The following is a 19,881-nucleotide window of genomic DNA, read 5'->3' as shown; positions in this document are numbered from 1 at the left end:
TACGATGCACATCAGTATTTGTTGGTTGCATAGTGTTAAAAAAAGTTAAAATCCTTTTCATTCGACGTTACACCAATCCTCCACAATTCCCCCTTGCTATTGTTGGCTATATCTTTGGTACCCGATAACTTGTGAAAAGTTACACCTTCCATCATTGAATTTTAATTAAGCTAATGGTAACAGACTGGAAATTTTTTTTGGTTGAACATGGCGTCGACCCTGACTACGGATTTTTGTTGACTCCGTTTCCTGAAGTAAGCCTTTCGTCCTATTTTGCTCCCTGGGACCAGGCAGCACTCCATTTGCCCGAGTGGATAGAAAACGGCAGCGTAGCCGAAGAGGCAGGCAAATTACCATTCAAAGATCCAGGCAGAATAAGCAGCAAAGGCGAAATGGAAAGGGCCATGCTGGTGCTTTCTTTTTTGGGAAGTGCCATCGTCCATACCTCTGCCGATGCTTCGCCACTGATCCCCAGAAACATCTCCGTTCCATGGCGATACATCGCCACTCGGTTAGGAAGGCCGCCCGTGCTGTCGCATGCATCCGCTGTGCTGGCCAATTGGAAAAGAACAGGAAATATGGGGGTGGTGTCGTTGGGTAATATTGAGCCTCTTGTAACATTCACCAGAACTGACGATGAAAAGTGGTTTTATATGGTCACTGTGGAGATTGAGTCGCAGGCGGCTGAAGCCATTGCTGCCGTTGCGCTCGCATTGGAGTACACCACCACCAGAAACTCTGAGAACATTTTACAGCAACTGAAAGTAGTCAGGAACGCAGTGAGGATGATGACTACAACGCTGAAGAGAATGAAAGAGAAGTGCGACCCTTCAGTTTTTTACTCCAGCATAAGGCCTTTCCTCAGCTCCTTCAAAGATGTTAGGTATGACCTTGGAGGGAGAACAGTGACAGAGAGCTGGCATGGCGGGAGTGCTGCTCAAAGCGCTGTCTTGCAGTTTTTGGACGCAGGAATGGGGATTGAGCATACGGAGCCCAAGTCTTCGGCATACATGAAAGAGATGCTTAATTATATGCCCCCGCAACATGCCACAATTGTGAGAAAGCTAAAACAGGGATCACCTCTTAAAGACTATTGTCGTTCGGAATCGACGCTACAGTTCTTTTACGATAAGGCCGTGGAAACAATTCATGACTTTAGGACAGAGCATTTCAAAATAGCCCACGAGTATATAATTGCGCAGGCAAAGGCGGAAGAAGGGGTAATTGGCACTGGGGGAACCGAGTTGTCATCGTTTCTGAAATCGATGAGAGACGACACAAAAAAAAAGGTGACTAAATTAATCACCCTTTTCACGCTTAAACAACACCCTAATTTATTTATGGCAAATCCTTACATAAATGTCATGAAGAATTCTTTTCTGCTTCAAATATGACCCAAAGTTTTCTAAAAAAATGCAAATGAGAAAGTTTTAGGTCTCTTTTTTACCCTCAAAAATGAAAATTTACACAATTACGAATTTTTAAGGTTAAAATTCCGTCTACTGTGAGTATTTTCATAAAAAGAGCTGCATTCTTAACGATTTTTCAAAAAGCACGAAAAGAGCCCCAAATGCATCGTTTAATTGCAAAGTGAAGCTTGCTGATTTTTAATAATTTTTCGTGTTTGTTGCGAATCATTCAAGAAATTCCGTATTTTCATATTACCGTGATAATTAAATTGTGAATTTCACAACAAAATTGGTTGCTTCGCCTCTCATTTTGATAAATTCATAAAAACGGCTTCGCATTAACCCCAAGATGATAATTAGCCTTTTTCCAAAAAGGCACAGCCATTTGCTTTTTGCAAAATGCATCTTGAACGTTTTTAGACATCCTAAGTATGGAAGAATTGAAAAAACAACGTGAGGGCTTGTACTGCCCGGAGCTCGAACACGACAATTGTGGTATGGGCTTTCTTGCCAACTACAATGGCCATAAATCAAATGAGATTATTACTGGCGCTATATCCATGCTTGAAAACATGGAGCACAGGGGTGCTACAGGCGCTGAGCCTGAGACCGGAGATGGGGCTGGTATTCAATTTCAGGTACCCTATGAGTTTTTTGAAGCAGAGGCGCTGGCTTCGGGGGTCAAACTTCCGGCCCCGGGTAAATATGGCGTGGTTACGCTCTTTCTTCCGAAAGACCAAAGGGGAAGAGAAGACACTATTAGTCAACTGAAGCAAATAGCTGCTGAAAGGGAATTTAATATCGTTTTCCGCAGAAAGATACCCACCGACAATAGCAAAATAGGTCTGTCGGCCCGGCAAACAGAGCCCGACATGTACCACTACTTTTTGGTGCCCAAAGAGCCTTTGGAAGACTCAATGGTATTGGAAAGAAAATTATATGTTTTTAAAAACCAGGCCACACACTTCATTGCCAAATCACATCCCGATTTCTATATAGCCTCGTGCTCTGCTTTTAAAGTAGTTTACAAAGGGCAGCTGCGTACCGACCAATTGCGGTTTTACTACACAGACCTAAGGGACAAAAGGCTGACTTCCGCCTTTGCGATGATTCATTCCAGGTTTTCTACCAATACTTTCCCCAAATGGAAGTTGGCGCAGCCCTTTCGTTTTCTTGCACACAATGGCGAAATCAACACCATACGAGGGAATGTGAATAAGATGAAGTCGAAGCAAGCCCTGATGGAATCTTCGTTGTTTACCAAAGAAGAGATGCGCTGGTTGCTGCCCATTTGTGATTCAGCTGATTCAGATTCAGCCAACCTGGATGCCATGGTGGAGCTTTTGGTGCTTTCCGGAAGGAGCATACAGCATGCTATGATGATGCTTATTCCTGAAGCCTGGCAAAACAATCCTCTAATGGATGAGGACAGAAAGGCGTTCTATAAGTTCCATGCGTCGATGATGGAGCCCTGGGATGGCCCCGCAGCAGTTTGTTTTACCGATGGTTTGAGAATAGGTGCTACGCTCGATAGAAACGGACTAAGACCAGCTCGCTACACGGTAACCAGCGACGGCCTTATCATTTTGGCGTCGGAAGTGGGTGTTTACCCTGTCGACCCTTCCAAGATTATTTCCAATGGAAGGTTGCAACCAGGCAAAATGGTGATGGTAGACTTAGTTCAAAAAAAGGTAATGTTTGATGAAGAGATCAAGCAGAAAATCTTTGATAAGCAGCCCTATTCCGAGTGGATCAAAGGCAATAGAACGAAGCTTAGGCTATTGCCAGAACCTAAGGAGTTACATCCGTCGTTTGAGGACGATCAATTGAAAACGAGGCAGTTGGCGTTTGGGTACTCCAACGAAGACGTAAGAACTATCCTAAAACCGATGGTGGAAGATGGAAAAGAACCACTCGGTTCTATGGGAACCGATACGCCCATTGCCGTCTTGTCTAACCAACCTCAGCACCTTTCATTCTATTTTAAGCAATTGTTTGCTCAGGTAAGTAACCCACCTATCGACCCGATCAGGGAGCGGCTGGTGATGTCACTGTTTACCAGGGTGGGCACCTCAAAGAACATTTTGGCTGAAACGCCCGAGCATTGCAGGCAGATACACATTTCGCAGCCCGTTCTGGACAAATCAAACTTTGAAAAGCTCCTTCAGTGGGATCACAAGCACTATAACTACAAGATTATAAATATCTTGTTCAACGCAGACGGCAAGGCAGGGAGGCTTGAAGAAGGGATCAACGAAATTTGTAAAGAGGCCGAAAAGGCCATTGCTGAAGGTTCCAATATTCTGGTGCTGAGTGATAGAAACCTTAGCAAGAACAGAGCCGCCATACCGTCGCTATTGGCCCTGGGAGCGGTTCAGAATCACCTTGTGAAGAACAAAATACGCACCAAGGCAAGTCTGATTGTAGAATGCGGCGACGCCCTGGAAGTTCATCATTTTGCAACACTGGTGGGGTTTGGCGCCAGCGCTATTTATCCTTACATGGCGCTTGATACTATTGCTGAGTTGGTAAAAAGTGAAAAGCTTGATAAACCCCTGAGCTTTCAGGAGGCAAATGCCAAGTTCATCAAAGCCATAGGTGATGGAATTTTGAAGGTAATGTCGAAAATGGGTATTTCCACCCTCCAGTCTTACCAGGGAGCTCAAATTTTCGAAATACTTGGGCTTTCCAGTGCTGTGGTAAACAAATGCTTCTACGGCACCATATCCAGAATTGAGGGCCTTGGTTTCGACGGCATTGCCCGGGAAACCCTGGCTAAGCATAAACTGGCATTTACTGAGTCAAATCAAGCTAAGCGACTTCCTGAAGGAGGCATCTACCAATGGAAACGCCGGGGAGAAGTTCATTTGTTCAATCCCGACACAATTCATCTGCTCCAGAAGTCGACCAAGCTCAAGTCGTACGACTTATATAAGAAGTACGCTGAGAAGATCAATAAACAGGAAGAAAAAGCCATCACACTCAGAAGTTTGCTAGAATTTAAGGCTGGCAAAGCTATTCCTATTGAAGAGGTAGAGCCCAAGGAGGAAATCTTCAAAAGGTTTGCCACAGGGGCTATGTCATTTGGCTCTATCTCTTTTGAAGCTCACACCACATTGGCCATTGCTATGAACCGGATTGGTGGCAAGAGCAATAGTGGAGAAGGTGGTGAAGATCCAATCCGCTACGAGCGCAAGCCAAATGGAGACTACATGAGGTCGGCAATCAAGCAGGTGGCCTCTGGCAGGTTTGGTGTGTCGTCTTACTACCTCAGCAATGCCGACGAGCTTCAGATCAAAGTAGCTCAAGGCGCAAAGCCAGGAGAGGGTGGTCAGCTGCCGGGTCACAAAGTGGATGAATGGATTGGACGTGTAAGAAACTCTACACCGGGTGTTGGTCTTATTTCGCCTCCCCCGCATCACGATATTTACTCAATTGAGGATTTAGCACAGCTTATCCACGACCTTAAAAATGCCAATCGGGAAGCAAGAATTAACGTTAAGCTTGTTTCAGAGGCAGGCGTTGGAACTGTTGCAGCTGGTGTGGCAAAGGCATTTTCAGACGCCATTCTTATATCTGGTTATGACGGGGGCACCGGAGCTTCTCCAATAAGCTCGATCAGACATGCAGGCTTGCCCTGGGAACTTGGTTTAGCCGAAGCACATCAAACCCTTGTAAAAAACAGGCTGCGCTCAAGAGTAGTATTACAAACCGACGGGCAGCTGAGGACAGGAAGAGATATAGCCATAGCTACAATGCTGGGTGCTGAGGAGTGGGGCGTTTCTACGGCTGCTTTGATCACGATGGGATGCATAATGATGAGAAAGTGCCATCTGAACACCTGTCCTGTTGGCGTGGCAACTCAGAACCCTGACTTGAGGGCTCTTTTCACAGGGAATCCTGAAGAAGTGATTGCGTTGTTTACATACATGGCTGAAGAACTGAGGGAGATAATGGCTTCGTTAGGATTCAGAACAATCAACGAGATGGTCGGCCGTGCTGACATGCTTCAGGTGAAAGACAAGCTGCCGGGTTGGAAGGCCGCTACAATTGATTTGAGCCCTGTATTGAAATATGCCGAGCCCGCTCAGGGAGAAACCGCTTACAACTCAATTGCACAAAAGCATAAGCTAAACGAGGCACTCGACTGGAAGCTTTTGAAAATTGCACAGCCTTCACTAGATACCGGCCAGTTTTCCTCAGGTAAGTTGAAGATAGTGAATATCAACCGGTCAGTAGGAGCGCTTATTTCGAATGAAATTTCGAAGAAATACAACGAAGAAGGGCTGCCAGAAGGCACTATCAGAATTAACTTCAGGGGATCGGCGGGGCAGAGCTTTGGCGCTTTTGGAGCATCAGGACTGAAATTTGTTCTTGAAGGGGAGGCCAACGACTATTTTGGTAAAGGGCTTTCCGGCAGCCAGCTGATAGTCTTTCCTGACAGACGTACGCAGTTTGTGCACGACCAGCAGATCATAATAGGCAACGTGGCCCTTTACGGAGCCATTACGGGAGAGGCTTATATCAATGGTATGGCTGGCGAGCGGTTTGCCGTCAGAAATTCCGGTGCTAACGCCGTTGTGGAAGGAGTGGGCGATCATGGCTGTGAGTACATGACTGGAGGTAGAGTTGTAATACTCGGCCCTACAGGAAAGAACTTTGCTGCCGGAATGAGTGGAGGTATTGCTTATGTTTATTCTCCGGGAGAAGAATTTGAGCAGTTGTGCAACATGGAAATGGTGCTGTTCGATTCAATAGATCATCAGGACGTTTCCACAATTAAAACACTTGTGACAAATCATGTGAAGTTTACCGGAAGCAAAAAGGCTGAAATGATTTTGTCAGAGTGGGACAGGCATATTGGTAAGTTTATCAAAGTGATGCCAAAAGAGTACAAGGAAGTTTTGGCCAATGCCAATAAGCGTAGAATCCGTCAAGCAGTTTAAGATCATGGGGAAAGTAACAGGTTTTTTAGAATACGATAGGGAGCTGCCACACGCAAAGCCCCCCAAGCAGCGCATCAACGAGTATAAAGAAATATACGACGAGTTCGCTGATGAGAAGACAGAGGAACAGGCGGCTCGTTGTATGAGCTGCGGTGTACCTTTTTGCCATACCGGATGTCCGTTAGGGAATAACATCCCAGAGTTCAACGATGCAGTATACCAGCAGGATTGGGAGCTGGCCGCCGAGATACTTGGCAGCACCAATAACTTCCCTGAATTCACCGGACGGATATGCCCCGCCCCCTGCGAAGGGTCGTGCGTGTTGGGGATAAATAAGCCCGCAGTGGCTATTGAGCATATCGAGAAGTCAATTGCTGAGAAAGCGTTCGAATTGGGTCTGATAAAGCCTAACCCGCCAAAGACAAGAACCGGCAAAACTGTTGCTATTGTTGGTTCAGGGCCAGCAGGCCTGGCAGCGGCGGCTCAGCTAAATAAGGCCGGCCATACTGTAACCGTGTATGAAAGAGCGGCTCAGCCTGGCGGACTTTTGCGCTATGGCATTCCTGACTTTAAGCTCGAAAAGTGGGTTGTGGAGCGCCGTGTGGAGGTGATGAAGGCCGAGGGGATCGAGTTTAAATGTGGAGTGAATGTAGGGGTTGATATCACAGCCAAGGAGCTACAGTCAAAATACGACAGTATTCTGCTGGCGGGTGGTTCCACCATTCCAAGAGATATTCCGATTCCCGGAAGAGACTTGAAAGGGGTACATTTTGCTATGGAATTCCTGACACAGCAAAACAAGGAAGTGTCGGATGAAAAAATTGACGAAAAGAGGATCATGGCCACCGACAAAAATGTGATGGTAATCGGTGGTGGTGATACGGGTTCCGACTGCGTGGGAACATCCAACAGGCACAGGGCCAAGTCAGTGACTCAGCTTGAGTTGCTTCCCCAGCCGCCAAAGTCGAGAGCCATCGATAACCCTTGGCCAGAGTGGCCAATGACATTGCGGACGTCGTCGTCGCATGAAGAGGGCTGTGAGAGAGACTGGGCTGTGCTAACCAAGGAATTTGTGGGTGATAAGGACGGCAACCTGGCAGGTGTGAAGTGTGTGAATATCGAATGGAAGGCGGCGAAACCGGGCGAAAGGGCCGGTTTTGTGGAGATCAAAGGCACCGAAAGAATAATCCCCTGCGAACTGGCTTTGCTGGCGGTAGGCTTTGTGGGCCCGGAGAAGGAAGGATTAGTTGACCAACTGAAAGTGACCCTTGACGAAAGGGGAAATGTGGCGGCCACTGATTACAAAACATCTTTAGAGAATGTTTTTGCAGCCGGAGACTTGCGCAGAGGCCAGTCCCTTGTTGTTTGGGCAATTTCTGAAGGCCGAGAGGCTGCGAGAGCCATAGACATTCACCTGATGGGCGCCAGCGATCTGGAAGCAAAGGACGCTTCGCACATTTCAGAGCTTATATAACTATTTGAAAGCATTTTCAGCAGGAGGCTGACTGCTGTCATACACCCGTATGGCAACAACGTCGGCCTCCGCTGTTTTTAATCCATTGGCAAACACCTCGCAGTAGAACACGGTTTTTCTATTCTTCACTTCGCTTACCCGGGCTCTCAGCTCTATCGTTTGGTCGTTGGGAGTTGGCTTCAGGTAGCGGACGTTCAAAGTGCCGGTGGCATATCTGTATTCCGGCATAGAATCCAGCGGCCTTCCTTCCAATTTGTAGGCATGCGCCATGGCTGATCCCATACAGTGACAGTCAATGAGGGTAGCTAAAATTCCACCATTCAACAGGTTGGGCCAGCCGTGGTACTTTTCTTCCGAAACCCATTTGCATACCGCCTCCTCACCCTCCCAGTAACTCTTTATTTGCAACCCATGGGGATTGTGTATGCCACATCCAAAGCAAACATTCTCGGGCATAAAGTCTTGAAAGTACTCAGGCTGCTGATTTTCCATTTTCCAATCGTTATTTTAGTGGCGAAGTTATTAATTTCATTGAACCCCGGTGCTGTTATGCTTGATGTTAATATATTGGACCTTCACTTTCTTGGGCTCGAGAAAACTATTTCGTCATTCTTAATCAAAACAAGTGATGGCCCCGTATTGATCGAAACAGGGCCTCATTCTTCTATTCAGTCATTGGAAAAAGGGCTGAAGGAAAATGGAGTGGAGACGGAGGACGTCAAACATGTTTTTCTGACCCACATTCATCTTGACCATGCGGGAGCCGCCTGGTATTTTGCCCAAAAGGGTGCGAGCGTCTATGTTCATCCATTCGGAGTGAAGCATTTGGCAGACCCTTCGAAGCTGATGGAGTCGGCAAGGCGCATCTATCAGGATAAAATGGATTATCTGTGGGGGCAAATGCACAGCATTAACGAAAGCCAGCTAGTGGCGGTAAATGACGAACAAACCATCGAAATAGGTGGAGTTGCGATCAAAGCGTTGCATACGCCCGGGCATGCTATTCACCATATTGCCTGGCAAATAAATGACATCCTCTTTTCCGGCGATGTGGCAGGCGTAAAAATTGAAAATGGGCCGGTGGTGCCTCCTTGTCCGCCTCCCGACATCAACGTTGAAAACTGGAAAGACTCCATTGAGAGAATAAAGGCCGCCGGGGTTTCACAGCTCTATCTTACTCATTTTGGAGTAATAAAAGATGTTGACAAACATCTTGATGACCTGGAATTGGTGCTGGATGAGTGGGCGTTCTGGATCAAGAACCAGATGGAAAAGGGAACAGACGCAGAGTCCATGACACCAATGTTCCAGGGCTTTGTAGCAGACGGGTTGAGACATCAGGGCCTGACTGACAGGCAAATCGAGCAATATGAAGCGGCCAATCCTGCCTGGATGAGCGTGGCAGGACTAATGCGCTATTGGACTAAAAGAAAGTCAGCTGAACAAGCTTAGAAGAAAATAAGGCGAAAAACTGTATCTTTAACAAAGTTCAGTGCGTGAAAGTCAATTTTTTAATCATTCTATGGCTAATACTAGTTTACCCTTCGATCTTCAAAAGCTTGTTGCCCGGCACGGTTATATCTATGAAGATTTAAACACGATCCAGGTATTCAGAAGCAAAGCCAGCTTTTCCAAATATGCGAACCTGGCGCTTATCTTTATCGGTATTTTTCTGCTGATCGGGGGCCTTTTTTCTCCCATATTCTTTCTTTTGGGCTTTGGTGTTCTTTTAGTTCCGCTGATCAAGTACATCCAAAGAAAGAGATTTGTATTTGACTTTAAAAAGGGAACGTTCGAACTCAAAGGTTCCCTTTTTGGGGGAAAGAATATTTATCCATTCAGAGAAATTACGGCAATTGAAGTAAACTATGATGTTTCCGAGGGCGACGTATCCGCTTTTTCCAACAATCAGAAGCAACACAACTACCGGATATACGTCAGGGCTAGCAACAACAAGGAGCATGAGCTCTTCTTTATCTCGGAAAAGGAGTTTAATCCCATCGACAGCGTGGCCGCTTTGAGGTATACGATATCCAACTGGATAAAGCCTGGCTCCTGATCCTAGTGGAAGTAGTTTGTGATGAAGAACAAAGTGCCTATTTCAGCACCTTGTTCTTAAAGTATTCTAATGTTGGTTTCAACCCTTCGGCCCTGGAGTATTTGGGCTCCCACCCAAGGATTTCTCTGGCTTTGGTTGTGTCTGGCTTCCGTTGCTTCGGATCATCCGTTGGCAAGGGCTTGAAAATAAGCTTTTGGTTGGCATTGGTTAGCTTGATAATCTCCTCGCCAAATTGCTTGATAGTGATTTCGTCGGGGTTGCCGATATTCACGGGGTGCGGGTAGTCGCTTAAGAGCAGTCTGTAAATGCCCTCAACCAGATCGTCGACATAGCAGAAAGACCGGGTTTGAGAGCCATCGCCAAAACAGGTGAGGTCTTCACCCCTTAATGCCTGTGAAATGAAGGCTGGCAACACCCTGCCATCATCGAGTCTCATGCGGGGACCGTAAGTGTTAAATATCCTTATGATGCGTGTCTCCAGACCGTGAAACGTGTGGTAAGCCATAGTAATGGCTTCCTGGAAACGTTTCGCTTCATCGTAAACCCCTCTTGGCCCAACAGGATTGACATTGCCCCAGTAGTCTTCAGTTTGTGGGTGCACCAATGGGTCGCCATAAACTTCTGAAGTGGAGGCTATCAGGATTCTGGCATTTTTTGCTTTGGCAAGGCCAAGCAAATTGTGCGTGCCAAGTGAGCCTACCTTAAGGGTTTGGATAGGCATTTTAAGGTAGTCGATCGGGCTTGCTGGTGAAGCAAAGTGAAGAATATAGTCCAAATCGCCCGGAACATGAACAAATTTCGAGACATCGTGATGATAGAATACAAAGTCTTCTCTTTTAAAAAGATGCTCTATGTTTTCGAGAGAGCCGGTGATGAGGTTGTCCATCGCAATTACATCGTAGCCTTCCTTTAGAAACCTGTCGCACAAGTGAGAACCAAGGAATCCCGCTCCGCCAGTAATCAATACTTTCTTTTTCTTTGCCATTTTAGCTGAATTAAAATTTGAACTTACCTGCGGCATCATTAAGTGTGCCGAGCCCTTTGTCTTTCTCCGAAAGAATCAGAGACAATTTATCAAGCTTCCAATCGATGTTTAGTGAACTATCGTCGAATCGTATGCCATCGTCGAAGTTTGGTGCATATGGCCGGTCGACGCAGTAGAAAAACTCAGCAGTTTCGGAAAGGATGACGAAGCCGTGGGCAAAACCTCTGGGCACGAACAGTTGCTTTTTGTCCTCGGCGCTCATCTCGATGCTAAAGTGTTGCTGGTAAGTCGGAGAGCCTTCTCTCAAATCGACTACTACATCTAGTATAGTTCCCGAGAGTACCCTAACCAATTTAGCCTGTGCATAAGGTTCTCTTTGGAAGTGGAGTCCTCGCAGAACTCCTTTCGACGATTTCGACTGATTGTGTTGTACAAAATCGGCTTTGACGCCCGTCGCTTTTTCGAAATTGGCTGCACTGAAGCTCTCGAAAAAGTAGCCTCTTTCATCCTCAAATACTTTGGGCTGAATAACAAACAAGCCTGGAAACCTGGTTTCTTCGATAATCATTTAATAAGGTTTAATAGATAGCCACCATAGCCGCTCTTCACTAAAGGATTGGCGAGTTTTGCCAGCTGCTCTTTTCCAATGAATTTCATTTTGTAAGCGACTTCTTCTATACAACCAATTTTTAATCCCTGTCTTTCTTCTATTACCTGCACAAACTGTCCGGCTTGCATCAATGAAACGATGGTGCCCGTGTCGAGCCAGGCGGTACCCCTATCGAGAATGCCGACAGATAATTTCCCCTGCGATAGATATATTTTGTTTACATCAGTGATCTCAAGCTCCCCTCTGGGGCTGGGCTTCAGCCCTTTGGCTATTTTTACCACACTATTGTCGTAGAAATAAAGACCCGGCACCGCAAAGTTCGACTTAGGTTTCAATGGCTTTTCTTCAATCGACAAGGCCGTGAGGTTCTCATCAAATTCGACTACGCCATAACGTTCGGGGTCTGTTACGTGGTAGGCGAAAATGACACCACCGTCCGGGTCGCTCTTGCTTTGCAGCAGCTTGGCCATACCCGATCCATAAAAAATATTATCCCCCAGCACAAGCGCCACCTTGTCGTTACCGATAAATGACTCCCCGATAATAAAGGCCTGGGCCAGGCCTTCCGGCTTTTCCTGAACGGCATACGAAAACTCACACCCCAGGCTCTTGCCATCTCCCAGAAGGCTTTTAAATAAAGGAAGATCGTGAGGAGTGGATATGATGAGTATTTCTCTGATCCCAGAAAGCATCAACGTGCTTAATGGGTAGTAGATCATTGGTTTATCGTATACAGGCAAGATTTGCTTGCTGACTGCGATCGTAAGTGGGTGAAGACGAGTGCCAGATCCACCAGCTAGAATGATACCTTTCATTTTATCTTGAAGACATTGTGGCATGCAAATTAGCAATACCTGTTAAAAAAATCGCTGGGATGCTGTTTTGTTATATTCTTTTGATGAAAAATAGTGCGCATTGCTATACTTTACCTTCAAGCTTATTGTTTTTGAGAAAATACTTCGCAATACCTTTTAGGCCTCGCTCCACGGTTTCAGGGCTAATGGTTAATTACTGGTTAGCTGCAACCTGAACTGATTGACGCCTTTTTTCAAGGAAACGTTGACACCATCGCTTAGCTGCTTGCCAGAAAATGTCTTTTCATCAGCATTTTGTAAGTTGGCCCATGTGTATTGCATACTTTCGTTGGCGGTGAACCACTCCGGGAACTGATTGATCCGGGGCCAGTCCCAGGGCATGTGCATATTAGCCTGGTGCCTGGTCACATCAAACTTAACGACGCCCTCCCAGTCTGCCTCCACAGACACACTGATCAACAAGTCCTCTCCGATTCTTACTACCCCAGGTTGTATGTCGGCTCGCCAGGGAGCCACTGTCATGCCCTGCGTCTTCCACAGGCAATACATGATGGTAGTTCTGGCAAAGTTGCCATCGCCATGCCAGCCTTCAATCACCCCGGATGAGCGCCATTGCTCTGTGTTGGCCCTGTGGCTGGAGTCCTGCATCGACCACATCACCTGCATTTCGCTATCCATCCAGCCGGGCACGCTGCTTACAGACTCACGGTTGTAAAGGTTCAGCGCCCCTTCAATGGCGTCGGCGTAGCCATCAGCTGAGCCCGTTTCCCAGTCAAAATTTCGGTAGTTACCGCTCAGTGCATTAAGCGCTTTCAGTGTGGCCTCCCGGTAGGTGTCCGTAGAGTCGATTTGATAAACTGTGTAGAAACCATTGAGATTATACCCGAAGTTATCCGCTGTGCCCGCCGACAAGACTTCTCCAGTTTGCGGATTGATAGAATTATAAAAAAGTCCGTCGTCATTTCTCCCCACTTCCAGTATTCTGTCAAGCATTTCGTGCATGTGGGGCTGGTAGACTTTCTTTTTTGCCGGATCGGCAGCATTCACCGTGGCGTATAGTTCGCAAAGACCTGATACGATTTCACAGCCATGGTCACGCAACCTGAGCGATTCAAAATTCCTGGTCGGATGGTGCTCGTCAAGCAGGTAGTAGTCACCCAGCCGAATCGCCCATTCCAAATACTTTTGATCGCCCGTCATCCAGTATACCCGTGACAGCACCTGCAGCATCTCCCCGTTCACTTCCACATTGTTGGACACAATATTCCCATAGGGTGTTTCCACTGGCGCATATTTCCACATATCGTCGAGAATGCCGACCATTCGCTCCGACCACGGGCTGGCTCCCAGCCACTCCGTAAGTGGCAATAGTCCATCTTTGATATATTCTGACGAGCCAAACATGATGCTGTTCAAATCTGGCTCGGGTTTGTCAAAGCCTTTTTTGGAAAACGAGTAGGTGTCGGGTAGGCGATCGATTCTGGAAGTGAGCTGGGTTTCGGCGTGCAGCATGTCGAGCATTCGGCCACGAAAAAGCGAATCGTCAGTTAAGGCTGCCGTTAACACCATAAAAGGGTAGTTGTCGGCAGCGGCATCCCATGCATTCCAGATGTCGGTGCTTTCGTAGAGGTTGCGGGGGATAAGCCCCGTGGTGGAGTCGGCATGGGCCAGCCAGTCGGTTACAAACTTTCGGCACCTTTCGAGGCCCTCGTTCACCAGTTGGCCGTTGATAGCCGCCTGCTTCAAGGCAAGGCTGTCGGCGCTGGTAAGCACCGGGTTGTTTACTGACGGTTGCGAGCAGGAAAAAAGGAGAGTAGCTGCTATCAGCAGAAGCAGGTGGGATTGTAGGTTTTTCATATGATTGAAGATAATGAAAAATCCGAATCGGGAGTCCAGGTATTTCAGTTCCAGCGGCATATCATTCCAAAAATTCACTCATTCCATCACTGCTATTCCTTATCTTAGACAACTGAAACCTATCCGGCTATATGAGTAAACCTAACCCCACCAAGCGTTCGTTTTTCGTCACTTTTCTGGGTGCCAGTGCTGCCCTGGCCGTTTTGGCGGGTTTTGGCATCATTTACTATGTGTTCAACAATGTAAAGAACCTCAACCTGGCAGTGGAAGGCGATATCACCACCCTCAGCATGCTGGGTGAATTTATTGGAGGCTCCGTGGGCACCATGTGGTCCCTGGCAGGCGTCATCTTTTTCTACCTGGCCTTGATTTATCAGCGCCGGGAGCTTGAACTCCAGAGGGAAGAGCTGCTGGAGTCACGCAAGATCATGGACAAGCAGTCGAAAACGCTGCAAACACAGCAATTTGAAAACACGTTCTTCCAGCTCCTCGAGTTTCACCTCAATGCGGCAAAGCGCATCGAAACCCAGGACGGTGCCAACGGCTTCGACAAAATGTATGTCGACTTCAAGAAGGCCCTGACTGCCACCAAACGAAAAAGAAAAACAACGGGCAGCTCACAAAACCTCGACTCTCAGTCGTTCGAAACCAGCTTCCGCCTGGTATATGATAGCTACCGAAACACGCTCTCGCACTATATGGAAAGCTACAAGGCGTTGCTATTTCTGGTAGATGAAAAAAGCAGCGACCCTGTTTTCTACGTCAACATCATCAAACCCCACCTCACCGAGCAGGAAGTGCTCATGCAATTTTACTACCTGCTGCTGTACGACAAGAACGAAAGATTCAAAACGGTGGTAGAAAATTACGGCCTGTTCCAGCGCCTCAATATCCGGGCAGTGCATGCCATTGATAAGCTCCATTTGGAGGAGCTCAAGGAAACGGCCTATCAGGCAACGCCGGAGAAGAGGATGGACGACTCCGGGAAGGACGAAGAACCAAAGAAAAGGAAGAAGCTGTTTTTCAAAACCGAATAGAATGAACAGAGGCTATTTCTTGTCTAAAGCCGTACACTCTGCCTTCATCACCCAGGCGAAGAAGTCGCTCTTTTGCCAGTCAGCTGACTGGCTTTTTCGGTAGAAGCCCTCATCACCTTTGATGCCTATATGTGCTGGTGCTTCAGACGGAGGCGTTGCAGACGGAGGCGTTGCAAGCGTAAAATCTCAGGCTTGTGATCGTAAGCAATGCGCAAATTATTATCTTTTTCATAGATTGAATTTATCTTACCCTATTCGCTGCCTGGCTGCTTTTATGCCACAGACTTCCGTCTCACTAATTACGATACCTAATAAGCCCCCCTAATAAACCGCCACGTCTGTGCCGACATAGTACAAGTCGAACCCACCTTTGCCACCAGGCCGGTTGGAAGAGAAAAGCAGCAGGCTATTGTTGAAAAAACCTGGATAATTGAGAACAACCGGCCGATAGTCGTCGTACGCTGAGTTTACCTCTGCTCCAAAGTTGGTAGGTTCCGACCAGCCATTGTCAGTTCTTAAGCAATAATAAAGGTCATACCCGCCAAATCCACCCGGGCGGTCGGACGTAAACACTAGCAATTTACCACTTACAAACGGACATTTGTCGTTGCTCTCCGAGCTGATAGCCAGCTTTTCCGGCTGCTTCCCAATGTCTGAACCCAGTAAATCCACCAAATCGGTGTCCCCTCCAAAGCCTATTTCATAGATGTCGAACTGCCCATCCCTGTTTGAGCAGAACAACAATTTCTCGATGTTCTCAGGCCCCACCTCACCATGATAAATGAAATTCTCTCCATAAAATGTTGGATACATATCGTCGGCTGAGGAATTAAGAAAATCAATTTTCTTTGGAGGATACAAGACCGGCGACCCATCAGTCCCGAAAGGCTTTTCGTAATGGGCATAGCTAATGTCGAAGTTGCTGTCGCAGTCGCTGGCATACATCAGCACATACCTGTATTTGCCGCCAGCATTGTACTGAAAGGAGTAAGGCCCCATTTCGTTGCAGGGGGTGTTAATGGAAGAGAGCAACTCTGGAGTAAAGTCGTCATCGTCGTCCAGCGACGTGGCATGAATGCTCAAAGTGCCATTGTCGGTCGTCCAAAGAATACCCAGAGCATCTCCAACCACATCAAAGTTTTCACCGGCACTATTCCTATTGGAGGAGAAATGAAGCCTCAGTCCAACGCTTATCAGCGGTATGTCCGAATTGTAATCATCATATTCGGAGTTAACCTCACTGAAATTGGTGACAGTGGCAGGGAAGGTCCCCTGCGGATACTTGTCTTTTTCGTGGCAGCAGGCCAATAGCCCAATGCCACCCACTATCAATAAGAGGTTTATTCCGCATAGCTGAGTTCTTTAAAATGTTTCTCGTTGCGTCAAAGACACCCCACCTATCCATTGCCCTGAAGCCCTGGTTCGTGTCTCACGAACTAGCATCTCATGCCTACCTATTACTATGATTGTCAGCGCTCCAACGCCCTGGTTCATGCCTTACGAACCGGGATCACTCAGGTTTTTTAGTTTTGAAGTATTGATTATCAGCCCCCCTTTCACCAAAACACCTCTATTCCAGTAACCAGCCTCAAGAAAGTATGAAAGTTGTCCTCTTGGATTGCCTTCCGTCCCGATTGATAGGCTGGTTAAAGACTTACCAGATGTTTCAATTTGAGATGTCCCCATTTTTTCAGGGTAATTAAATGCGTAACCCAGTCCACCTCGCACGTATGGAAGAAAACTACCAATTCGTCCGGTAAAGTATTTACCGAATACTTCCATCATGGGGAAATGAATAACATTTATAGGTGTACTCCCCGTGCCGACCGAATATATTCTATTTAGCGCTGCGGATGCATAAGCGAACGCTAGCCCAGTTTGAAACCTATTGGAAATTTTGGTCGACAAGGCCAATGAGTACAATGTAGCATATTGAATTTGCCTGGGACTAGACTGCGAATTACTTAGCGGTGGGATTTTATTTTGAAGATAAGCAAGCCCAAAAGATGGAGCCAGGGTAATTCCCTGGGCCCCACAAGTAAAGCTTGTCATCGTAAGCAATAAGCAAACTATTAGCTGTTTCATAAGAATGATATCAATCTAACCTAAAAACCTCGAATGCCCATTCCTTCCCTTAGTATCAACTGTCAGTCTTTTTTCCTCACACCCCGGCCCTAATTCATATCCCAAGAACCAGCATCTCCCCTCCCTACCTATTCCTCATTATCGTCAGCGCTACCTTGCGTTCCTTTCCAACTTCGAGAAAGTGATTAGTATGTAATGCGAGCCGACTGCTAGTGTCTATTCATTTTAACGTTTTTGAAAAGCCAAACGGGGGTATAAAACCACTATGGAGGCACTAACGACGTTGAGGGTTATGAAAGCTGGAACGGGGCGCTAAACAGTCCCATACTTTGGAATGGATATTCTACGTTGAATATTTATACCGACGAGGCTCATCAGGAAGGAACGTCTAGAGGAGTAGGAACAAGCAATTGGGCAATTTTAGATTGTCAGTGAATATGAAGAAACAATCCATGGTAACAAAAGGCATGCGGAATTTGCATGTCTTTTGTTTAATTCTACTGGTAAATTTTTTTGGGATTGGTCTTGGCTGGGCCCAGGGTTCTGATAGTTTCAGCAGAAAACTCAGGTACCACGCTATACTAGGCGGTGGTGTATCACAATTCAATATCTATGAGCTTCCGTCATCGCCCAAGTATCGCACGGCTGAGACTCTGGTTGGAATCCGTGCCGGCAAACCTATTGGAGCAAAATTCTCCATTGTCACAGGCCTTTCTTTCGGGGCAAAATTTAAAAGAAGTCCATACTTTAAAACCGACGCCGGTGGACCGTTCACGACAGAACCTGAAGCAATCTACGGACTCGACAAATCAACCAGCGATGCAAATGCCTACTACGTCAGCTTACCGGTTGTTTTGAGCGTGAACCTTGGCCCAGAAACAAATATCTATGCCGGCGTAAGTGGCCGCACCTGGCTATCGAGGAAGTCTGATTTCATGGACGTTCTGCGTTCCCTGAAAGAATTGGGGCTCCTTGTTGGATCATCCAGAAAAATCAATCCACTCTTTTCGGCAGGACTGGAAGTATTCTACGGCCTAACTGATATCTACCCTGGGGCAGTTCTGTTGCCAAACAGTTCACGATTCATAAATCCGAATGTAACGAATCAAAGTGTTATGATCTTTCTCAGCATTGCACTGGGATCACAACAGTAGTTTTCACTACGTAGTTTCTAGCACCCTGGTTTGTATCCCACGAACCAGCTCCACCCTACCTGTTCCTCATAATCGTCAGCGCCCCATTGTACTTCCGTTCCGAAGGCGAGAAAGTGATATCACAATAGTAGGTGCCGAGAAAATTCGCCCAGGGCGCTGGACTCCGGGGGCCTGCGCAACCTCGACGATGCCAAGCTCTTTCAGCGGATTTTGAAGCGGGAGGATGGGCTCGATACCCGGGTGACCCAAAGCGCCACCGGCACATGGTATTTTGTGTATTTGCAGGGGGTGAAGCATTTGGAAAATGCGAATGGGCTGATCGAAGAGCTGATGGACAGCAAGGCCAGGCCCTATATCATTGGCGTGCCGTGGATTTACAAATGGGAGCAGCGGTGAGGAGGCGGCCATACCATATCGGCGCTGATCAGGATGGCGTGCGGGGTGTTTTCAGGTGGGCGAACCCACCAGGGAAACGACAGGGCCTGCTGGTGCGTGAAGACACGCACCAGGGGACACGCACCAGGGCGATAGATTTTTAGTACAGGTCGCTAATAGAGGCGGTTGAAAAAAGGATTCGCCCCGGACAATTGTCTCGGGGCGAATTGGTAATAATGACTAATTGATTTCGTCCGGATTCTCCCTTTTAACAAAAGAGATAACGACAGGATTATCTGGACTCGGTGAAACCATTGAGCGAGTATTTCGGCGTATGATTTCAGAAACAATGTCCGGATTAGCTTTTGGTTCCCATGTCAGCACCAACGAATCGTTGTAGAAAAGGCGAACAACTTCCATTTCGTGGAAATTATCGCTGCGCAGCTTCACAGTGCCTGGTTCCCATTGATAGTGCAACGTGTCTACATCACCATTTCCAAAGTCAAAATAGTTGTTAGCGGGCGAATTAGGCTCTGCTCCCCAGGGCCCTAAGCCAAAGACGTGAAGTCCATTAAGAGTTTTATAATCGTCAAAGGCCATACTCTGACCGTTAAAAATGACTTTAACACTATCCGGATGATAATGGGAGTTTTCATCAAAAAAGTCATTGCCAGCTTCTCCAGTGAAAGCAAAGAACAATATCCATTCAACTGGCTCTCCTTCATCTTTGTTGCCACATGACGTTGCAAGCAACAAAGAGCTAATAAGCATTACCGTTAGATTTTTCATTGTTTTAGAAGCTTTAGGGTTCCTTCATTTTTCTCAGACTGAAATCGTACCAAAAACACGCCCTTGGGAATAGAGGATAAATCTACATTGTCATTTGGCGTTAAGCAGGTGAAAGACATAATCTGCTGGCCATTGAGTAAGCTGTAAATCTCAACGCTTGTTTCAATCAAGTTATTATCAACAAATATTTCTTTCAGCAAATTACCGTCTTCAATAACACGATATTGAGATCCTCCGCTTGTGACCATAACAAACTGACTTCCATAATTTGTTTGGCCGCAAACTG

General features: G+C 46.8%; 18 protein-coding genes. 9 read left to right on the top strand and 9 right to left on the bottom strand.

Going from position 1 to position 19,881, the window contains the following annotated elements:
• Positions 1-173: 173 nt before the first annotated feature.
• From RT717_RS25440 to RT717_RS25430, 3 genes are all read left to right on the top strand, one after another.
• A complete protein-coding gene (locus RT717_RS25440; protein WP_317489147.1) occupies positions 174-1,394 on the top strand; it encodes a PrnB family protein in 1,221 nt (406 codons plus the stop codon).
• A 446-nt stretch (positions 1,395-1,840) separates the two neighbouring features.
• A complete protein-coding gene (gene gltB, locus RT717_RS25435; RefSeq protein WP_317489146.1) occupies positions 1,841-6,355 on the top strand; it encodes a glutamate synthase large subunit in 4,515 nt (1,504 codons plus the stop codon).
• Between the two features lie 4 nt (positions 6,356-6,359).
• Positions 6,360-7,829, top strand: coding sequence for a glutamate synthase subunit beta (locus tag RT717_RS25430; protein ID WP_317489145.1), 1,470 nt, complete (start codon positions 6,360-6,362; stop codon positions 7,827-7,829).
• On the opposite strand, the gene RT717_RS25425 is transcribed toward RT717_RS25430, so the two are convergent.
• Positions 7,830-8,321 (bottom strand): PaaI family thioesterase, encoded by a 492-nt coding sequence (locus RT717_RS25425; RefSeq protein ID WP_317489144.1) that lies wholly within the window; start codon positions 8,319-8,321, stop codon positions 7,830-7,832.
• Between the two features lie 18 nt (positions 8,322-8,339).
• On the opposite strand from RT717_RS25425, the gene RT717_RS25420 reads away from it, so the two are divergent.
• Together RT717_RS25420 and RT717_RS25415 are read left to right on the top strand one after the other, a co-directional pair.
• Complete coding sequence (locus tag RT717_RS25420; protein WP_317489143.1) at positions 8,340-9,281, top strand: MBL fold metallo-hydrolase; 942 nt, start codon at positions 8,340-8,342, stop codon at positions 9,279-9,281.
• A gap of 70 nt (positions 9,282-9,351) precedes the next feature.
• Positions 9,352-9,888, top strand: coding sequence for a hypothetical protein (locus RT717_RS25415; RefSeq protein ID WP_317489142.1), 537 nt, complete (start codon positions 9,352-9,354; stop codon positions 9,886-9,888).
• A 37-nt stretch (positions 9,889-9,925) separates the two neighbouring features.
• Here RT717_RS25415 and RT717_RS25410 read toward each other — a convergent pair whose 3' ends face one another.
• From RT717_RS25410 to RT717_RS25395, 4 genes are all read right to left on the bottom strand, one after another.
• Positions 9,926-10,873, bottom strand: coding sequence for a UDP-glucuronic acid decarboxylase family protein (locus tag RT717_RS25410; protein WP_317489141.1), 948 nt, complete (start codon positions 10,871-10,873; stop codon positions 9,926-9,928).
• 10 nt (positions 10,874-10,883) lie between these two features.
• The gene (rfbC, locus tag RT717_RS25405; RefSeq protein WP_317489140.1) at positions 10,884-11,441 is read right to left on the bottom strand and encodes a dTDP-4-dehydrorhamnose 3,5-epimerase; all 558 of its coding nucleotides are present in this window, start codon (positions 11,439-11,441) and stop codon (positions 10,884-10,886) included.
• Positions 11,438-12,298 carry a glucose-1-phosphate thymidylyltransferase RfbA gene (gene rfbA / locus RT717_RS25400; RefSeq protein WP_317489139.1) on the bottom strand — a complete coding sequence of 287 codons (861 nt, stop codon included), beginning with the start codon at positions 12,296-12,298 and terminating at the stop codon, positions 11,438-11,440. The genes rfbC and rfbA overlap by 4 nt, the downstream gene beginning before the upstream one ends.
• A 189-nt stretch (positions 12,299-12,487) precedes the next feature.
• The gene (locus tag RT717_RS25395) at positions 12,488-14,155 is read right to left on the bottom strand and encodes a hypothetical protein (protein WP_317489138.1); all 1,668 of its coding nucleotides are present in this window, start codon (positions 14,153-14,155) and stop codon (positions 12,488-12,490) included.
• Positions 14,156-14,286: 131 nt separating this feature from the next.
• Here RT717_RS25395 and RT717_RS25390 point away from each other — a divergent pair, with 131 nt between their 5' ends.
• On the top strand, positions 14,287-15,192 hold the full coding sequence (locus tag RT717_RS25390) for a putative phage abortive infection protein (protein WP_317489137.1): 906 nt from the start codon (positions 14,287-14,289) through the stop codon (positions 15,190-15,192).
• Between the two features lie 321 nt (positions 15,193-15,513).
• On the opposite strand, the gene RT717_RS25385 is transcribed toward RT717_RS25390, so the two are convergent.
• On the bottom strand, positions 15,514-16,518 hold the full coding sequence (locus tag RT717_RS25385) for a TolB-like translocation protein (protein ID WP_317489136.1): 1,005 nt from the start codon (positions 16,516-16,518) through the stop codon (positions 15,514-15,516).
• A gap of 171 nt (positions 16,519-16,689) precedes the next feature.
• Complete coding sequence (locus RT717_RS25380; RefSeq protein WP_317489135.1) at positions 16,690-16,977, bottom strand: hypothetical protein; 288 nt, start codon at positions 16,975-16,977, stop codon at positions 16,690-16,692.
• A gap of 737 nt (positions 16,978-17,714) precedes the next feature.
• Between RT717_RS25380 and RT717_RS25375 the strand changes: the two genes are divergently transcribed.
• The 3 genes from RT717_RS25375 (at position 17,715) to RT717_RS25365 (ending at position 18,970) form a co-directional block, all read left to right on the top strand.
• Positions 17,715-18,431, top strand: a complete 717-nt coding sequence (locus RT717_RS25375; protein ID WP_317489134.1) for a hypothetical protein — start codon at positions 17,715-17,717, stop codon at positions 18,429-18,431.
• Between the two features lie 156 nt (positions 18,432-18,587).
• A complete protein-coding gene (locus RT717_RS25370; protein WP_317492384.1) occupies positions 18,588-18,827 on the top strand; it encodes an SPOR domain-containing protein in 240 nt (79 codons plus the stop codon).
• Positions 18,824-18,970, top strand: coding sequence for a hypothetical protein (locus tag RT717_RS25365; RefSeq protein WP_317489133.1), 147 nt, complete (start codon positions 18,824-18,826; stop codon positions 18,968-18,970). The genes RT717_RS25370 and RT717_RS25365 overlap by 4 nt, the downstream gene beginning before the upstream one ends.
• A gap of 76 nt (positions 18,971-19,046) precedes the next feature.
• Here the strand turns inward: RT717_RS25365 and RT717_RS25360 are convergent, their stop codons facing one another.
• The gene (locus tag RT717_RS25360; protein WP_317489132.1) at positions 19,047-19,595 is read right to left on the bottom strand and encodes a hypothetical protein; all 549 of its coding nucleotides are present in this window, start codon (positions 19,593-19,595) and stop codon (positions 19,047-19,049) included.
• On the bottom strand, positions 19,592-19,843 hold the full coding sequence (locus RT717_RS25355) for a T9SS type A sorting domain-containing protein (RefSeq protein ID WP_317489131.1): 252 nt from the start codon (positions 19,841-19,843) through the stop codon (positions 19,592-19,594). The genes RT717_RS25360 and RT717_RS25355 overlap by 4 nt, the downstream gene beginning before the upstream one ends.
• Between the last annotated feature and the right edge of the window lie 38 nt (positions 19,844-19,881).

The sequence above is a fragment of the Imperialibacter roseus genome (genome assembly GCF_032999765.1).
In the GTDB taxonomy this organism is placed as follows: Bacteria; Bacteroidota; Bacteroidia; order Cytophagales; family Cyclobacteriaceae; genus Imperialibacter; species Imperialibacter roseus.
This window is presented reverse-complemented; position numbering and strand designations above follow the sequence as displayed.